The 14,932-nt window shown below is 69.9% G+C and carries 17 protein-coding genes; 14 read left to right on the top strand and 3 right to left on the bottom strand.

The genetic code is table 11. From position 1 onward, the window contains the following. Positions 1-60: 60 nt before the first annotated feature. From QZ814_RS03040 to QZ814_RS03000, 9 genes are all read left to right on the top strand, one after another. Positions 61-381, top strand: a complete 321-nt coding sequence (locus tag QZ814_RS03040; protein ID WP_294329620.1) for a LapA family protein — start codon at positions 61-63, stop codon at positions 379-381. Next, positions 378-1,052: an orotidine-5'-phosphate decarboxylase gene (pyrF, locus tag QZ814_RS03035; protein ID WP_294329618.1), complete on the top strand. Its 675-nt coding sequence runs from the start codon at positions 378-380 to the stop codon at positions 1,050-1,052. The genes QZ814_RS03040 and pyrF overlap by 4 nt, the downstream gene beginning before the upstream one ends. 51 nt (positions 1,053-1,103) lie before the next feature. Beyond that, the gene (locus QZ814_RS03030) at positions 1,104-1,610 is read left to right on the top strand and encodes a GNAT family N-acetyltransferase (protein WP_294329617.1); all 507 of its coding nucleotides are present in this window, start codon (positions 1,104-1,106) and stop codon (positions 1,608-1,610) included. A 16-nt stretch (positions 1,611-1,626) separates the two neighbouring features. Then, positions 1,627-2,265 (top strand): phosphoribosylanthranilate isomerase, encoded by a 639-nt coding sequence (locus QZ814_RS03025; RefSeq protein WP_294329616.1) that lies wholly within the window; start codon positions 1,627-1,629, stop codon positions 2,263-2,265. Further along, entirely contained in the window at positions 2,262-3,491 is a 1,230-nt protein-coding gene (trpB, locus tag QZ814_RS03020) for a tryptophan synthase subunit beta (RefSeq protein ID WP_294329615.1), read from the top strand. The genes QZ814_RS03025 and trpB overlap by 4 nt, the downstream gene beginning before the upstream one ends. After that, positions 3,488-4,300, top strand: a complete 813-nt coding sequence (trpA, locus tag QZ814_RS03015; RefSeq protein ID WP_294329613.1) for a tryptophan synthase subunit alpha — start codon at positions 3,488-3,490, stop codon at positions 4,298-4,300. Before trpB ends, trpA begins: the two co-directional genes overlap by 4 nt. Next, the gene (accD, locus tag QZ814_RS03010; RefSeq protein ID WP_294329612.1) at positions 4,297-5,157 is read left to right on the top strand and encodes an acetyl-CoA carboxylase, carboxyltransferase subunit beta; all 861 of its coding nucleotides are present in this window, start codon (positions 4,297-4,299) and stop codon (positions 5,155-5,157) included. The genes trpA and accD overlap by 4 nt, the downstream gene beginning before the upstream one ends. 134 nt (positions 5,158-5,291) lie before the next feature. Then, positions 5,292-6,608: a folylpolyglutamate synthase/dihydrofolate synthase family protein gene (locus QZ814_RS03005; protein ID WP_294329611.1), complete on the top strand. Its 1,317-nt coding sequence runs from the start codon at positions 5,292-5,294 to the stop codon at positions 6,606-6,608. 76 nt (positions 6,609-6,684) lie between these two features. Next, positions 6,685-7,116, top strand: coding sequence for a DUF6628 family protein (locus tag QZ814_RS03000; protein ID WP_294329610.1), 432 nt, complete (start codon positions 6,685-6,687; stop codon positions 7,114-7,116). 3 nt (positions 7,117-7,119) lie between these two features. Here the strand turns inward: QZ814_RS03000 and QZ814_RS02995 are convergent, their stop codons facing one another. Further along, on the bottom strand, positions 7,120-8,400 hold the full coding sequence (locus QZ814_RS02995) for an MFS transporter (RefSeq protein WP_294329691.1): 1,281 nt from the start codon (positions 8,398-8,400) through the stop codon (positions 7,120-7,122). A gap of 502 nt (positions 8,401-8,902) precedes the next feature. On the opposite strand from QZ814_RS02995, the gene QZ814_RS02990 reads away from it, so the two are divergent. Together QZ814_RS02990 and QZ814_RS02985 are read left to right on the top strand one after the other, a co-directional pair. Next, positions 8,903-10,096 (top strand): aromatic ring-hydroxylating dioxygenase subunit alpha, encoded by a 1,194-nt coding sequence (locus QZ814_RS02990; RefSeq protein WP_294329609.1) that lies wholly within the window; start codon positions 8,903-8,905, stop codon positions 10,094-10,096. 28 nt (positions 10,097-10,124) lie between these two features. Further along, positions 10,125-10,256 (top strand): hypothetical protein, encoded by a 132-nt coding sequence (locus tag QZ814_RS02985; RefSeq protein WP_294329607.1) that lies wholly within the window; start codon positions 10,125-10,127, stop codon positions 10,254-10,256. 7 nt (positions 10,257-10,263) lie between these two features. On the opposite strand, the gene QZ814_RS02980 is transcribed toward QZ814_RS02985, so the two are convergent. Next, a complete protein-coding gene (locus QZ814_RS02980) occupies positions 10,264-10,695 on the bottom strand; it encodes a response regulator (RefSeq protein WP_294329606.1) in 432 nt (143 codons plus the stop codon). 127 nt (positions 10,696-10,822) lie between these two features. Between QZ814_RS02980 and QZ814_RS02975 the strand changes: the two genes are divergently transcribed. The 3 genes from QZ814_RS02975 to QZ814_RS02965 are packed head-to-tail and all read left to right on the top strand — an operon-like array spanning position 10,823 to position 13,562. After that, the gene (locus QZ814_RS02975; protein WP_294329604.1) at positions 10,823-12,379 is read left to right on the top strand and encodes a pseudouridine synthase; all 1,557 of its coding nucleotides are present in this window, start codon (positions 10,823-10,825) and stop codon (positions 12,377-12,379) included. Then, on the top strand, positions 12,379-12,918 hold the full coding sequence (gene rsmD, locus QZ814_RS02970) for a 16S rRNA (guanine(966)-N(2))-methyltransferase RsmD (protein WP_294329603.1): 540 nt from the start codon (positions 12,379-12,381) through the stop codon (positions 12,916-12,918). The genes QZ814_RS02975 and rsmD overlap by 1 nt, the downstream gene beginning before the upstream one ends. Next, positions 12,915-13,562: a GNAT family N-acetyltransferase gene (locus tag QZ814_RS02965; RefSeq protein ID WP_294329602.1), complete on the top strand. Its 648-nt coding sequence runs from the start codon at positions 12,915-12,917 to the stop codon at positions 13,560-13,562. Before rsmD ends, QZ814_RS02965 begins: the two co-directional genes overlap by 4 nt. On the opposite strand, the gene QZ814_RS02960 is transcribed toward QZ814_RS02965, so the two are convergent. Beyond that, positions 13,559-14,821 carry an MFS transporter gene (locus QZ814_RS02960; RefSeq protein WP_294329601.1) on the bottom strand — a complete coding sequence of 421 codons (1,263 nt, stop codon included), beginning with the start codon at positions 14,819-14,821 and terminating at the stop codon, positions 13,559-13,561. The genes QZ814_RS02965 and QZ814_RS02960 overlap by 4 nt on opposite strands. Between the last annotated feature and the right edge of the window lie 111 nt (positions 14,822-14,932).

Below are 14,932 nucleotides of genomic sequence, written 5' to 3'. Positions count from 1 at the left end.
TTGGCAAGCGGGGCCGCTCGGGCCTAGAAGGCGGGCGAGGTTTTCCAGGAAGGGAGCGGAATGCGGTTTCTGAAGGTGCTGTTGTGGCTCCTGCTCGGCGGCGTGATCGCCGGGTTCGTGATCTACAATGGCGATCAGCGGGTGAGCATCCAGCTCTGGGCGGGTCTGGTTGCCGATATCAGCCTGCCGCTGCTCTTGATCGTCGTGTTCCTTGCCGGGTTCCTGCCGATGCTGGTCGCCTATCAGACGCTGCGCTGGCGGATGCGGCAGCGCTTCGCCGGCCTCGAGCGTGCGCTCGCCGACCTGCGCTCGATCCCCGCCGTGCCGACCCGGTTCGAACCGGCAACCGAGACTGTGGCCGTCGAGGAGCCGCGCGCATGAGCAGCCGCATCTATGTCGCGCTCGACACGCCCGAGCTGGAAAAGGCCAAGGCGCTCGCCCAGAAGGTCCGCCACCATGTCGGCGGCATCAAGCTGGGCCTCGAATTCTTCATGGCGAACGGCCGCCACGGCGTGCACGAGATGGCCGAAATCGGCGTGCCGATCTTTCTCGACCTCAAGTTCCACGACATCCCCAACACCGTCGCCAAGGCGATCCAGGCGCTGCGCCCGTTCAATCCGGCGATCCTCACCGTCCATGCCGCCGGCGGCCGGGCGATGCTCGAAGACGCCAAGGCGGCCGCGCCCGAAGGCACCAAGGTCGTCGCGGTGACGATGCTCACCAGCCTCGACGGCGCCGACATGACCGCGATCGGCCTCAAGCCCGATCCGCACGAGCAGGTGATGCGGCTGGCCGAACTGGCCCGCTCGGCCGGGGTCGACGGCATCGTCTGTTCGGGCGAGGAAGTGAAGGCGGCGCATGCTGCCTGGAAGGACGGTTTCTTCGTCGTCCCCGGCGTACGGCCTGCCGACGCGCATGTCGGCGACCAGAAGCGCGTGGTCACGCCGCGCAGCGCGGTGGATGCCGGCGCGTCGATCCTGGTGATCGGCCGCCCGATCACCCAGGCCGAGGATCCGGATGCGGCCGCCCGCGCAATTGCCGCGACTCTTTGATAGTTAACGGATTTTTCCCGCCTACACAGGAGGGAAACCGCCGGAAGACCAATGCCGCTCACCATCCGCCCTGCCGCAACCGCCGACCTTGCGGCGATCCACCCCGTGATCGAGCGCGCCTATCGCGGCGAAACCGCGCGCCAGGGCTGGACGCATGAGGCGGACCTGATCGAGGGGCCGCGCACCAATATCGAGACGCTCACCGCCATCGTCGACGATCCGGCGCAGGTATTGCTGAGCGCCTGGGAGAACGGCACCGCGATCGGCTGCGTCAATGTCGTCGACCGGGGCGGCGGCACGGCCTATCTCGGTCTGCTCTGCATCGAACCGCTGCGCCAGGCGGGCGGTCTCGGCCGCCAGCTGATCGGCGCCGCCGAAGCCCATGCCCGCGACCGGTTCGGCTGCACGCGCATCGAGATGACGGTGATCGAGGAACGCCGCAAGCTGATCGAGTATTATGTCCGTCGCGGCTATGCCGAAACCGGCGAACGCCGCGGCTTCCCCATTCCGCTCGTGCTCCCGCTGTTCATGACGGTGCTGGCCAAGAAGCTGGTCTAGCGCCTAGAGGGCGTGCATGCCCGCAACCGCGAAAATCTGTGGCCTGTCCACGCCCGAGACGCTTGACGCCGCCGTTGCCGGCGGCGCCAGCCATATCGGCTTCGTCTTCTTCCCGCCCAGCCCGCGCCACCTGAGCTTCGAGAAGGCCCAGGGACTCGCCGCGCGGGTGCCCGGCCATGTCGGGCGCGTCGGCGTGTTCGTCGATCCCGACGACGCGCTGCTGGATGCCGCCATTGCCGCCGGGCGGCTCGACGTGATCCAGCTCCACAAGGTCACGCCCGAGCGCGCCGCCGCCGTGAAGGCCCGTACGGCCCGCGGGAGCTGGGTCGCGATCGCGGTGAAGACTCGCGCCGATCTCCTCCCCGCCGCAGCCTTTCGCGGCGCCGCCGACCGGCTGCTCTACGATGCCAAGGCCCCCGAAAGCGCCAAGGTCCCCGGCGGCACCGGGCTGCGCTTCGACTGGACGCTGCTCGACGGCTTCGCGCATCCCCTGCCCTGGATCCTGTCCGGCGGGCTCGATGCGGGCAATGTCGGCGAAGCGATCCGCGTGACCGGCGCGGGGCTGGTGGATGTCTCTTCGGGCATCGAGGCCGCGCCGGGCATCAAGGATGTGGACAAGATCGCCGCTTTCCTTAAAGCCGTGGCCCGATCATGAACGCACCAAACTCCTTCCGCGCCCAGCCCGACGACCGCGGGCATTTCGGCCAGTTCGGCGGACGCTTCGTCGCCGAGACGCTGATGCCGCTCGTTCTCGACCTCGAGCGCGAATACACCGCCGCCAAGGCCGATCCCGCCTTCCAGGCCGAGTTCGACGACCTGCTCGAACATTATGTCGGCCGCCCCAGCCCGCTTTATTATGCCGAGCGGCTGACCGAAGCGCTGCGCGCCGATGCGCCCGAGGGCATGGGCGCGGAGGTCTGGTTCAAGCGCGACGAGCTCAACCACACCGGCGCGCACAAGATCAACAATTGCATCGGCCAGATCCTGCTCGCCCGTCGCATGGGCAAGACGCGGATCATCGCCGAGACCGGCGCCGGCCAGCACGGCGTGGCGACCGCCACCGTCTGCGCGCGCTTCGGCCTGCCCTGCGTGATCTACATGGGTGCTACCGACGTTGCCCGGCAGCAGCCCAATGTGTTCCGCATGAAGCTGCTCGGCGCCGAGGTGGTGCCGGTGACCAGCGGTGCGGCGACGCTCAAGGACGCGATGAACGAGGGCCTGCGCGACTGGGTCGCCAACGTCCATGACACCTTCTACATCATCGGCACCGCAGCCGGCCCGCACCCCTATCCGGAGCTGGTCCGCGACTTCCAGTCGGTGATCGGCCGCGAGGCGCGCGAACAGATGCTCAAGCGCACCGGCAAGCTGCCCGACCTGCTGGTCGCCGCGATCGGCGGCGGATCGAACGCGATCGGCCTGTTCCACCCGTTCCTCGACGATGCCGAGGTGCAGATGCTCGGCGTCGAGGCGGCGGGCGAAGGGCTGGAGAAGCGCCACGCCGCCAGCCTCGCCGGCGGATCGCCGGGCATTCTCCACGGCAACCGCACCTATCTGCTTCAGGACGAGGACGGCCAGATCACCGAGGCGCACTCGATCTCGGCGGGCCTCGACTATCCGGGGATCGGGCCGGAACACGCCTGGCTGCGCGACATCGGCCGCGTCGACTATACCTCGGTGACCGACACGGAGGCGCTCGACGCCTTCCAGCTGCTCTGCCGCACCGAGGGCATCATCCCCGCGCTCGAGCCGAGCCATGCCATCGCTGCCGTGGCCAAGGTCGCCCGCACCATGCCGCGCGACAAGGTGATCCTCGCCAATCTCTGCGGTCGCGGCGACAAGGACATCTTTACCGTCGCCGAGGCGCTGGGAGTGAAGATGTGACCCGGCTCGCCAATGCCTTTGCCCGCGCCGCCGAGCAGCGCCGCGCCGCGCTGGTGACCTTCGTCACCGCCGGCGATCCCGCGCCCGGTGCTACCGCCGCGATCCTCGACGCGCTCGTCGCGGGCGGCGCCGACGTGATCGAGCTCGGCATGCCGTTCACCGATCCGATGGCCGACGGCCCCGCGATCCAGGCGGCGAACCTGCGCAGCCTCGCCGCCGGGACCACCACCGCGGACGTGCTCGCGATCGCCACCGCGTTCCGCGCGCGCCATCCCGAGGTGCCGCTGGTGCTGATGGGCTATGCCAACCCGATGACGCGCCGCGGACCAGAATGGTTTGCCAACGCCGCGCGCGATGCGGGCGCCGACGGCGCGATCTGCGTCGACATCCCCGCCGAGGAAGACGACAGCCTCGGCGAAGCGCTCCGCGCCGCCGGGCTCGGCAATGTCCGCCTCGCCACCCCCACCACCGACGCGGCCCGCCTGCCGGCGGTGCTGGAGGGCGCCTCGGGCTTCCTCTATTATGTCTCGGTCGCTGGGATCACCGGGCTGCAACAGGCCGCCACCGCCTCGATCGAGGCGGCGGTCGCCCGCCTCAAGGCCGCGACCGACCTGCCGATCGCAGTCGGCTTCGGCGTCCGCACCCCTGAACAGGCCGCCGCTATCGGCCGCGTCGCCGACGGCGTCGTCGTGGGCAGCGCGATCGTCGAGCTGGTCGGTCGCCACGGTGCGGATGCGGCGGCGCCCGTCCGTGCCTATATCGCTACGCTGAAGACGGCGCTGGTCGCCGCACGCAAGGAAGTCGCATGAGCTGGATTACGCGCGTCCGCAACGCGCTCGCCTATGTCACCACCCGTGGCGAGGAGAGCCCCGACAATCTCTGGCACAAGTGCAAGGGATGCGGACAGATGGTGTTCATGAAGGAATTCGAGGACAACCAGAATGTCTGCCCGCACTGCGATTTCCACGATCGCATCGGCGCGACCAAGCGCTTCGAGCAGCTCTTCGACGACGGCGCCTACAAGCTGCTGCCGAGCCCGAAGGTCGCCGAGGACCCGCTGAAGTTCCGCGACTCCAAGCCCTACACCGCGCGGATCAAGGCGGCGCGCGCGACCACCGGCGAGCAGGACGCCTTCCAGAATGCCAGCGGCACGATCCATGGCCACAAGGCGGTGATCGGCGTGCAGGATTTCGCCTTCATGGGCGGATCGATGGGCCAGGCGGTCGGCGAGGCGTTCATCGCCGGCGTCGAGACGGCGATCGCGGCGCGCGCGCCCTATATCGTCTTCACCGCCTCGGGCGGCGCGCGCATGCAGGAAGGCATTCTCAGCCTGATGCAGATGCCGCGCACCACCGTGGCGATCGAGATGCTCCACGATGCAGGCCTGCCCTATATCGTCGTGCTGACCGACCCGACCTCGGGCGGCGTGATGGCGGCCTATGCGATGCTGGGCGACGTCCAGATCGCCGAGCCGGGTGCCACCCTGGCCTTCACCGGCCGCCGCGTGATCGAGAACACGATCCGCGAAAAGCTGCCCGACGACTTCCAGACCAGCGAATATTATCGCGACCATGGTCTCGTCGACATGGTGACGCACCGCCGCGACCTGCGCGACACGCTGGGCCAGCTGATCGGCCTGCTATGCGAGGCCCGCGCGGCGGCGTAATACCTCACTTAAGCCCCTCCCCCTCGGGGGAAGGGTTTGGGGTGGGGCCGTGTCCCACCGAGACCAACCTAGGTTCTGGAATCCCTCCACCCCAACCCCTCCTCCAAGGAGGAGGGGCTTGATTCAAAAGCGACATGCCTGACTTCGCGCGCTCCACCGATCCCGCCGTGCAAGCCCAGCTCGACCGGCTGACTCTGCTCTCCCCCGGCGCCGACATCCTCGGCCTGGAACGCATCACCCGCCTGCTGGAGCGCGTCGGCAACCCGCATCTCCGCCTGCCGCCGGTGCTCCATGTCGCCGGCACCAACGGCAAGGGCTCGACCTGCGCGTTCCTCCGCGCGGCGCTCGAAGTCGCGGGCCTGCGCGTCCATGTCTATTCCAGCCCGCATCTCGTCCGCTTCAACGAGCGGATCCGCCTCGCCGGCACGCTGATCGACGATGCGACCCTCGCCCCGCTGCTCGCCGAGGTGCTGGACGCCGGCGGCGATATCGGCGCGAGCTTCTTCGAGGTGACGACCGCCGCCGCCTTCCTCGCCTTCGCCCGCACCCCCGCCGATGCCTGCGTGATCGAGGTCGGCCTCGGCGGTCGACTGGATGCCACCAATGTGATGGCGGCGCCGATCGCGACCGCCGTCGCCCAGCTCGGCATCGACCATCAGGCCTTTCTCGGCGACACGCTGCCGCAGATCGCGCGGGAAAAGGCGGGCATCGCCAAGCCCGGCGTACCGATGGTGACGATGCGCTACGATGCCGAGATCGCTGCCGTGGTCTCCTCCGCGGGTGCGCCGGTGTTCGCGCAAGGCACGGCGTGGGACTATGCCGTGACGGGCGACCGTCTCACCTACCGCGACGCCCGCGGCACGGTGGAAACACCGCTCCCGGCGCTGTCCGGCCCACACCAGCCCGGCAACCTCGCGCTCGCCATTGCGATGCTGCGGCACCAGACGGTCCTCAGCATCCCCGACACGGCGCTTGCCGCCGCTGCGACCGGCGCCCGCTGGCCGGCGCGCATGCAGCGGCTGGGTACCGGACCGCTTACCGCCTTGCTGCCGGACGATACGGCGGTCTGGCTGGATGGCGGCCACAATGCCGCGGCCGGGACGGCGATCGCAGATACCGTCGCCAGCCTCGCTGCCGACCGCCCGTGCCACCTCGTGCTCGGCATGCTCGCGAACAAGGATCCGGAAGGCCTGCTCGCGGGTCTCGCGCCCCGGCTCGCCAGCACAATCGCCGTGCCTATCCCCGGCCACGCGCATCATGCGCCCGAGGAATTGGCGGACCGCGTCCGCGCCCTGGGCGTTGCGAGCGTCTCCACGGCCGACGACGTGCCCACCGCGCTCCAGGCGCTTGCGGAGAGGATCGGCACCACCCCGCCAGCCACCATCCTCATCCTCGGCTCGCTCTATCTCGCCGGCGTCGTGCTCGCGGCAAACGACGAACTGCCCGACTGATCGCAATCCGGCCTTATTGCGATTGACTATTAATAACAGAACGGCATGATTGCTCCGACGCCCATCGGAGAATCACATGCAGCCGTCCGTCCAGACCCTCGTCACCGCCCTGCCCCAGCTCCAGCCCGAGGATCCGGGCGTGCGGCTGCTGCTGTTCGGCGTCCGCCAGACCGGCGCGAACGGGCTGCACGATGCGAGCACCGCGCACGCCTTCCTCGTCGCGTTCGGCAAGGCGTTCCGCCGGCCGCTGATGCTGTTGCGCGCGCTGATGCACGAAATGTCGGGCATGGCGACCGGCCCGGTGCAGATCGCCCCCTGGTGCTGCCCGCGGATGACCGCATCCGAGGCCGCGCTGGTCGACGCGCTGGGCAAGGTCCGCACCAACCCGCAGGGTGCGGCATTGCTGCTCGCCGACCTGATCGGCGTGCGCGACGCGACCGGCCTGCTGCCGACCGCGCACGCACTCGCCCAGAGCTTCGCCGACCTCGCGCTGCCGCTGGAGCCCTGAGCCTTAGCGGTCCTGCCCCGCGCTGCCGATCGAGCGATCGACCAGCCCGGTGCGCAGCATCCACCAGTAGAGCACCACCCCGGGCAGCGCGATCACCGTCGTGAGGACGTAGAAGTCGACATAGCCCATCGCCTTGATCAGGCTGCCCGCCGTCGTGCCGGTGATGAACCGGCCGACGATGCTCGCACCCGCCGAGATCAGCGCATATTGCGCGGCGGTGAAGCGCAGGTCGGTCAGCGCCGAGAAATAGGCGATCACCACCACGCCGCCGATGCCGCTGGAGATGTTCTCGAAGCCGATCGCGCCGGCCATGCCGAGGTTCGAATGCCCCGCCGCCGCCAGCGCCGCGAAGCTGAGGTTGGAGACCGCCATCAGGGTCAGGCTGACCATCACCGACCGCTTCATCCCCATCCGCGCATACATCATGCCGCCCAGGAAGATGCCGAGCATATAGGCCAGAAAGCCCAGCGAGACGTCATAGAAGGCGATCTCGTCGTTCGAGAATCCCAGGTCGTTGAACAGCAGACGGAAGGTGAGATTGGCCAGCGTGTCGCCGATCTTGTGGACCAGGATGAAGAGCAGCACGATCAGCGCGCCTTCGCGGGCGAAGAACTGGACGAAGGGCCTCCAGATGCCGGCCGCGACCGTCGCGATGCTGCGGCGCTCGGCGGGCGCGCGGTGGCGCTCGGGTTCGCCGACGATCAGGCCGGTGAGGATTGCCGGCAGCGCGAACACCGCGCAGGCGACATAGCCCGCCGTCCAGCCCGCCTGCCCCGCCACCACCAGCGCGATCGCGCCGGCCGCGACCGAGCCGATCCGCCAGCCATATTGCGACATGCCCGAGCCATAGCCGAGTTCGTGCGGCTGGAGCACCTCGATCCGGTAGCCGTCGATGACGATGTCATAAGTGGCCCCCGCCGCGCCCATGAGGACGGCGGCGGTCACCGTCGGCCAGATATTCGCCGGATCGGGGACCACCAGCGCGAGGTTGACCGTCGCCGCGACGACGAGCACGCCCGCCACGATCAGCCAGGAAACACGCTGGCCGAGCCGCCCGAGGATCGGGATCGGCACGCTGTCGACGATCCAGGCCCAGAGGAACTTGAAGTTGTAGACCAGGATGGCGAGCGTGAACGCCGTGACGGTCGACTTGTCGATGCCCGTCTGGGCCAGCCGGGTGGTCAGCGTCGCGCCGATCATCGCGAAGGGGAAGCCGGAGGAGACGCCGAGCGCGAACGAGGCCAGGGGCCCCCGCGCAAAATAGGGGCGCACGCCTTCGGGCAGTTCCGCCCGCCAATCGGCCGGTGCCGCAGCGCGGCCGAGGAAGAAGGCCGCGACAAAGGCGATCAGCGCAGCCCCACCGCCCCAATCGAGCGACAGGCCCGCGCCAGCGAGCGACTTGGGCGGCGAGAACAAGGTGAAAAGCACCGCCAGCGCCAGCAGCGCCGCACCGACCAGGCTTCCGCCGACGATCAGGCTCGCCCCGCCACGCCGCCGCCAAACGATGCTCAGCACCAGCGTTGCGCCGAGCGCGAGCAGCCCGAGCAGGAACGTCATCGAGGGCGCAAGCGTCGCCGTACCGTTGGCCCAGCCGACGGCGAAGACGGTGCCGGGTGCCGCCGCCCCCCCGATACGCGCCCAGGGTGCTGCCAGCAGAGCAAGACCGGCTGCCAGGGCGAACTGGGCGAGGACATAGGGGACGGTGGCGCGGCCGCGCGCCGCGATGGGGGCTTGTTCGTTCGGCATGGAAGGGGGAAACTAGCCGAAAATTCGGGAGAGGATAGCCATGAACGCACCGACGGAGGGCCAGCGCGCGCTTGCGGCACGTCTCGCCCGTGGCGGCGATGCGGGCGCAGGGCCGATCACCCATGTCGATGCCAGCGTCTATACCAGCCCCGAACGCTTCGCCGCCGAGCGTGCGCGCATCTTCGCGCGGGCGCCGCTCGTGCTCGCCCCGTCCGCGCTGCTCCCCGAACCGGGCATCGCGGTGCCGCATGACGGCTTCGGCAAGCCATTGCTGATCGCCCGCGACAACCGAGGCGAGGTGCATGTGTTCCTCAACGTCTGCCGGCATCGCGGTACGCGGCTGGTGGAGGGCTGCGAGGCGGTCCGCGCCCCGCGGCTCATCTGCCCCTACCACGCCTGGAGCTATGCGCTGGACGGCCGCCTCACCGGCATCCCCCGCGCGGAGGCCTTCCCCGATCTCGACAAGGCAGACTTCGCGCTCCGCCGCCTGCCCTCGCATGAGGCCGGCGGGCTGATCTGGTTCGCGTTCGATGACGCCGCCGACTTCGCCCACGCGGACACGCTGGCGCAGGATTTCGCCGCCTTCGACCTCGCCGGCCAGTATTGTTTCCGCAGGCGCACCCACCGCGTCCCCGCCAACTGGAAGCTGGTGATGGATGCGTTTCTCGAGAGCTACCACATCCAGCGGCTCCACGCCGGCAGCATCGCCCCCTACTTCCAGGACGGCATCTCGGCGGCCGACCGGATCGGGCCGCACCAGCGCTCGGCCGTGGGCCGTGCCGCGAGCATCGCCGAGCTGGAGTCGGACGACTGGCCGACGCTGCGCGGCGCGATCACCTATACCTACCAGATGTTCCCCGGCGCGGTGCTTGCGGTGAGCCCCGATTATATCAACCTGATGGTGCTGATGCCGCAGGCGGTGGACGCGGTGCTCGTCGAGGATTTCATGCTGATCCCGGAAGCACCGACATCCGACAAGGCGCGCGACCATTGGGAACGCAGCTGGCAGCTGCTCGACGGCGGCGTGTTCGCTGCCGAGGATTTCCGCGCCTGCGCACTCGCCCAGCAGGGCCTCGGCGCCGGGGCGATCGACCGCGTCACGCTCGGCACCCTCGAAACCGGGGTCCGCGTTTTCCACGATGCCGTCGATGCGTGGGTTTTGTGCGACAGTCCTCCCCGGACCCGCGCGACTCACCCCAATGGGCAGGCTTCTGTTCAGGAACGGGTGCTATAAGGCGGGGACAGAGCACAGGAGTACCCACATGTCCCGTACCCGCACCCGCGCCGTCGCAGCCGCCAACCAGGCCTCGCCTTCGGAAATGGTCGCGAAGCTCGCGGTACTCGCCTCGGTATTCGCCTGGGCCGGTGTCGTCGTGGCGCTGTTCGTCCACTAAGCCGGCGCTACCCGCCCAGGAACAGGCTGAAGCTGCCCGGCAGGCGCCGTGGTACCTTGCCGCCTTCGAGTACGGCTTCGATGGCCTCGATCGCCAGCAGCAGGTCCTTCTGGGCATAGGGCTTCGCAAGGCAGCCTGCTGCCAGGGCGCGCGCTTCCGCCGGGCAACTGCCCGTTACGAACAGCACCGGGACGCCCCGCCCGAACGCGTTGCGTGCAACTTCGACGCCGCTGCCGTCGGCCAGATTGATGTCGGCCAGCACCAGGTCGAGCGTGTCGCCGCCCTCCACCACCCGATTCGCATCCGCCACCGAGTCGACGGTGGCGACGATGGTGAAGCCCGACTCGCGGAGGAAGTGCTCGGTATCGAACGCCACCAGCGGCTCGTCCTCCACGACGAGCAGATGTTCGATCCGCCGTTTCTTCCTTCCGAACAACATGCCGTTTGGGCCCCCAAATCAAGCGCTTGCACAAGCCCGTAACGCGCGAGTCACAAAGTGGCACCGCATAAATTTTTGCTCGTTCGGCCAACATCGCTATATCGCGACGGTGTCTGACTACAAACCGATGAAATCCACCAGTGCGCCGCAGCGCATCGCCAAGCTTCTCGCCCGCGCCGGTATCGCCTCCCGGCGCGAGATCGAACGGATGATTGCCGAGGGGCGCATCGCCCTGAACGGCACCACGCTCGATACCCCGGCGACCATTCTCACCTCGCTCCACGGCGTCACCGTCGACGGCAATCCGGTGGCGGCGGCCGCGCCCGCGCGGCTGTTCCGCTATCACAAGGCCGCCGGCCTGCTCACCGCCGAACGCGATTTCACCGGTCGCCCGACCATCTATGATCACATGCCCGAAGGGCTGCCCCGCGTCATGCCGGTCGGCCGGCTCGACCTCAACACCGAGGGCCTGTTGCTGCTGACCACCGATGGCGAACTCAAGCGCGAGATGGAGCTGCCCGCGGTCGGCGTCGAGCGCACCTATCGCGCCCGCGCCTATGGCCAGGTCAGCCAGGAACAGCTCGAGGACCTGATGCTCGGCATCGAGATCGAGGGCGTCCGCTACGGCCCGATCAACGCCAATATCGAGCGCCGAACGGGGGCCAATCTCTGGATCGAGATGACGCTGACCGAGGGCAAGAACCGCGAAGTCCGCCGCGTGCTGGAGTTCCTGGGGCTCCAGGTCAGCCGGCTGATCCGCACCCGCTATGGCCCCTTCTATCTGAACGATCTGCCCGCCGGCGATGTCGACGAGATCCGCCAGGCCGATCTGATCACCTTCCGCACCGTGTTGGGCAAGCCGGGCGGCGGCAAGGCGGCGTCCAACCTGCAGTTCGCGACTCGCCAGCGCGCGATCGAGCCGGTCGAGAAGACCGCCAAGGTCGAGCCCGAAGGCCGCCGCCGGATCGCGAAGCCGGTCCCCGTCGCCAAGGGCCCGGTGTTCACCGCCCGCGCCACGCCCAAGGCCAAGCCGAAGGACGGCGAAGAGCGGCCCCGCACCGGTGGCCGTCTCGGCGTGCGCGAAGGCAGCGAAGGCGGTGTCGGCAAGCCGGCGCGTGCCGCTCGCGCCAAATCCTTCCGCGATACCCGCGAACCCCGCGCCGGCGATCTGGTCGATCGGCCGCGGGGTCGCCGCGATGCCCGCGGCGAGCAGGACGTCAAGCGGCCCTGGACCCGGGGGGAGGATGGCGGCGAGCGCGGCCGCGCCGCACGTCCGGGTCGTCCAGCCACGGGCCAGGGCGATCGCACCCGCGCCGGCCCCGCACGCTTCGGCGGATCCGACGGCGAGCGCGCGCGCGGCCCCCGGGCCAGCGGTTTCGGCGGCGAGCCGGGTGAGCGGAGCCGCGGTCCCTCCCGCTTCGGTGGCGGCGACGGCGAGCGTCCTCGCGGTCCACGCACGGCGCGTTCGGGCGGCGACGCGAGCGAACGCAGCCGGGGTCCGTCGCGCTTCGGCGGCGACGGCGACCGCGCGCGGCCAGCGCGTAGCGAGGGCCCGGCCCGGTCGGGAGGCGGCGATGGCGATCGCTCACGCGGCCCGCGCACCCCACGCCCCGGAGGCGGTAGCGGCGGCGCTCGCCCGCAACGACCCGGCGGCCCCGGCCGTCCGCCGCGGGGGCGCGGCTGATGCGGATCATCGCCGGAGAATGGCGCGGCCGCCCGCTCGCCGCCCCCAAGGGCGACACCACCCGCCCCACCGCCGATCGCACCCGTGAGGCGCTGTTCTCGATGCTTGCCTCGCGGGTCGGCAGCTTCGAGGATCTTGCCGTCGGGGATTTCTTCGCCGGTTCGGGCGCACTCGGCCTCGAGGCGCTGTCGCGCGGCGCCGCGTCCTGCCTGTTCGTCGAGCAGGATCGGGGTGCGCTCGACGTGCTCAAGGCCAATATCGCCAAGCTCGGCGCCAAGGGTACCGATGTGCGCCCCGGCTCGGTGCTGGCGCTGGGCCCCGCGCGCGCGCCGCTCGACCTGATCCTGATGGACCCGCCCTACGGCACCGGCGCCGGCATCGTCGCGCTCGACAAGCTGGCCCGGCTCGGCTGGACCGGTCCGGGCACCTGGATCAGCATCGAGACGGGCAAGACCGAGGATGTCGAGCTCGCCGGTTTCGTGGTCGATGCCGAGCGCGTCTATGGCAAGGCCAAGCTGACGCTGCTGCGAGCCGAATGAGCGAGGAACAGGGTCTGGGCGACGTACCCCCGGCCCTGCTCCGTGCCTGGCTGACCGGCAGGTCGCTCGCGCGGCGCGTGCCGCCACCGGTTGCGGACCGGGGCGGCTTCCGCGTCGATACCCGATCCGATGCCGAAGTTTGTCGCTGGGTCTACGCTGCACCGCATTCCGAGCTTTCCGCGCTGGCCCGCGAGATCGACGCGCCGGGGCGGCTGATCAAGCTATGCGGTACGAACGCGACGTTGCGCGCGCTGCTGCCCCAAGGCTGGCGCCTGCACGATCCCGCCTTCTTCATGGCCGGGGAACGCTGGCCCGCCCCGCGTCCGCTCGCCGCCGGGTACCGGTGCGAGACATCGGTGGAGGGTCCGGTCGCCCACGTCACGATCCGGAGCGAGGACGGCGCCGTCGCCGCGACAGGCTTTGCGGCGGAGACATCGGACGCCTTTGTCTTCGATCGGATCGTCACCGCACCCGAGCATCGGCGCCGAGGCCTGGGCAGGACGGTGATGGCGGCGCTCCGCGCGACCCGCACCCGCCCGGCCGCGCCCGAGCTGCTCGTCGCGACCGAGCAGGGGCGGCAGCTCTACCAGCATCTCGGCTGGCGGGTGCTGTCGCCCTATGCCACCGCCGAATTCGCCGGTTAGCGGCGCCGCGTCAGCAACAGCCCGATCAGGCTCAGCCCGGCGGCGGCGGCGAGATACCAGCCGACCATCCCGATGCCGCCGCGCTTCACCAGCGTCTCGGCAATCAGCGGGGTGAGCCCGCCGCCGAGGATGCCGCCCAGGTTGAACGTCACCGACACGCCGGTGTAGCGCACCTGCGCCGGGAACAGGCTCGGCAGCCAGCCGCCGAGCGGTCCGTAGACAAAGCCCATCACGAACAGCCCCGCCGCCAGCCAGGCGAACACCGCGCCCAGCGATCCCGGCACCAGCAGCGCCGGCATGGCGAGGCCGAGCGGCACCATCGCGACGCAGCCGAGCGCCAGTACCAGCGTCGCCCCGCGCTTGTCGGCCAGCCAGCCCGCGACGCCGATGCCCAGTGCCATGAACAGGATGGCGGCGAGCTCGGCGGTGAGAAATGCCGAGCGCGGATAGCCGAGCGTCTTGGTCCCGAAACCGATCGCGAACAGCGTTGCGACATAGAAGAGCGCGAAGCAGGCGACCGTGCCCAGCGTCCCCGCCAGCGTCGCGCCGAGATGGTCGCGCAGCAGCACGCCCAGCGGCACCTGCGGCGGCGGGGCATGTTCGGCCGCCTCGACGAACGCCGGCGTCTCCGCGATGCGCAGCCGTACCCACAGGCCGAGCCCGACCAGCGCGGCGCTCGCCAGGAACGGCAGGCGCCACCCCCAGTCGCGAAAGGCATCGTCGGTCAGGAAGGCGCCGAGCAGCAGGAACAGCCCGTTGGCGGCGATGAAGCCGACCGGCGCGCCGAGCGGCGGGAAGCTGCCATAGCGATAGGCCCAGCCCTTGGGCGCATATTCCACCGCGAGCAGGCTCGCCCCGCCCCATTCGCCGCCCAGCCCCAGCCCTTGGCCGAAGCGCAGCAGGCAGAGCAGCAGCGGCGCGCCCCAGCCGATCATCGCATGGCCGGGCAGGCAGCCGATCAGCACGGTCGACAGCCCCATCAGCATCAGCGAGGCGACCAGCGTCGACTTGCGGCCCAGCCGATCGCCGAAATGGCCGAAAACGAGTCCGCCGAGCGGCCGCGCGAAGAAGGCGACGCTGAAGCTGGCATAGGCGGCGACCTGCTGCAGCCAGGGCGCCTGCGCGGGGAAGAACAGCGGGCCGAACACCAGCGCCGTCGCGGTCGCGTAGATGTAGAAATCGTAGAACTCGACCGACGTGCCCACCAGGCTCGCAAACAGGATGCGGCGGTGGGACGCAGGCGCGGCAGCATCGGACATGGCGGCGGCTCCTCCCGCCGCCTCCCTCGGGCCAGCCGCCGCGCGGGTCAAGCCGCGTTCAGCGGAGCGTCAGTTTCGCCAGGGTATCGAACCCGCAACCTCGCAGCACCG

The organism is uncultured Sphingomonas sp. (genome assembly GCF_913777625.1).
Taxonomy (GTDB): domain Bacteria; phylum Pseudomonadota; class Alphaproteobacteria; order Sphingomonadales; family Sphingomonadaceae; genus Sphingomonas.
This window is presented reverse-complemented; position numbering and strand designations above follow the sequence as displayed.

Excerpts from the sequence above, each read along its gene's own strand:
- QZ814_RS03040 (WP_294329620.1), top strand. The coding sequence starts at position 61 with ATGCGGTTTCTGAAGGTGCTGTTGTGGCTCCTGCTCGGCGGCGTGATC.
- accD (WP_294329612.1), top strand. The coding sequence starts at position 4,297 with ATGAGCTGGATTACGCGCGTCCGCAACGCGCTCGCCTATGTCACCACC.
- QZ814_RS03000 (WP_294329610.1), top strand. The coding sequence starts at position 6,685 with ATGCAGCCGTCCGTCCAGACCCTCGTCACCGCCCTGCCCCAGCTCCAG.
- QZ814_RS02975 (WP_294329604.1), top strand. The coding sequence starts at position 10,823 with ATGAAATCCACCAGTGCGCCGCAGCGCATCGCCAAGCTTCTCGCCCGC.
- trpB (WP_294329615.1), top strand. The coding sequence starts at position 2,262 with ATGAACGCACCAAACTCCTTCCGCGCCCAGCCCGACGACCGCGGGCAT.
- QZ814_RS02990 (WP_294329609.1), top strand. The coding sequence starts at position 8,903 with ATGAACGCACCGACGGAGGGCCAGCGCGCGCTTGCGGCACGTCTCGCC.
- QZ814_RS02965 (WP_294329602.1), top strand. The coding sequence starts at position 12,915 with ATGAGCGAGGAACAGGGTCTGGGCGACGTACCCCCGGCCCTGCTCCGT.
- rsmD (WP_294329603.1), top strand. The coding sequence starts at position 12,379 with ATGCGGATCATCGCCGGAGAATGGCGCGGCCGCCCGCTCGCCGCCCCC.
- QZ814_RS02980 (WP_294329606.1), bottom strand. The coding sequence starts at position 10,695 with ATGTTGTTCGGAAGGAAGAAACGGCGGATCGAACATCTGCTCGTCGTG.
- QZ814_RS03025 (WP_294329616.1), top strand. The coding sequence starts at position 1,627 with ATGCCCGCAACCGCGAAAATCTGTGGCCTGTCCACGCCCGAGACGCTT.
- QZ814_RS02960 (WP_294329601.1), bottom strand. The coding sequence starts at position 14,821 with ATGTCCGATGCTGCCGCGCCTGCGTCCCACCGCCGCATCCTGTTTGCG.
- QZ814_RS02985 (WP_294329607.1), top strand. The coding sequence starts at position 10,125 with ATGTCCCGTACCCGCACCCGCGCCGTCGCAGCCGCCAACCAGGCCTCG.
- QZ814_RS03005 (WP_294329611.1), top strand. The coding sequence starts at position 5,292 with ATGCCTGACTTCGCGCGCTCCACCGATCCCGCCGTGCAAGCCCAGCTC.
- QZ814_RS03030 (WP_294329617.1), top strand. The coding sequence starts at position 1,104 with ATGCCGCTCACCATCCGCCCTGCCGCAACCGCCGACCTTGCGGCGATC.
- pyrF (WP_294329618.1), top strand. The coding sequence starts at position 378 with ATGAGCAGCCGCATCTATGTCGCGCTCGACACGCCCGAGCTGGAAAAG.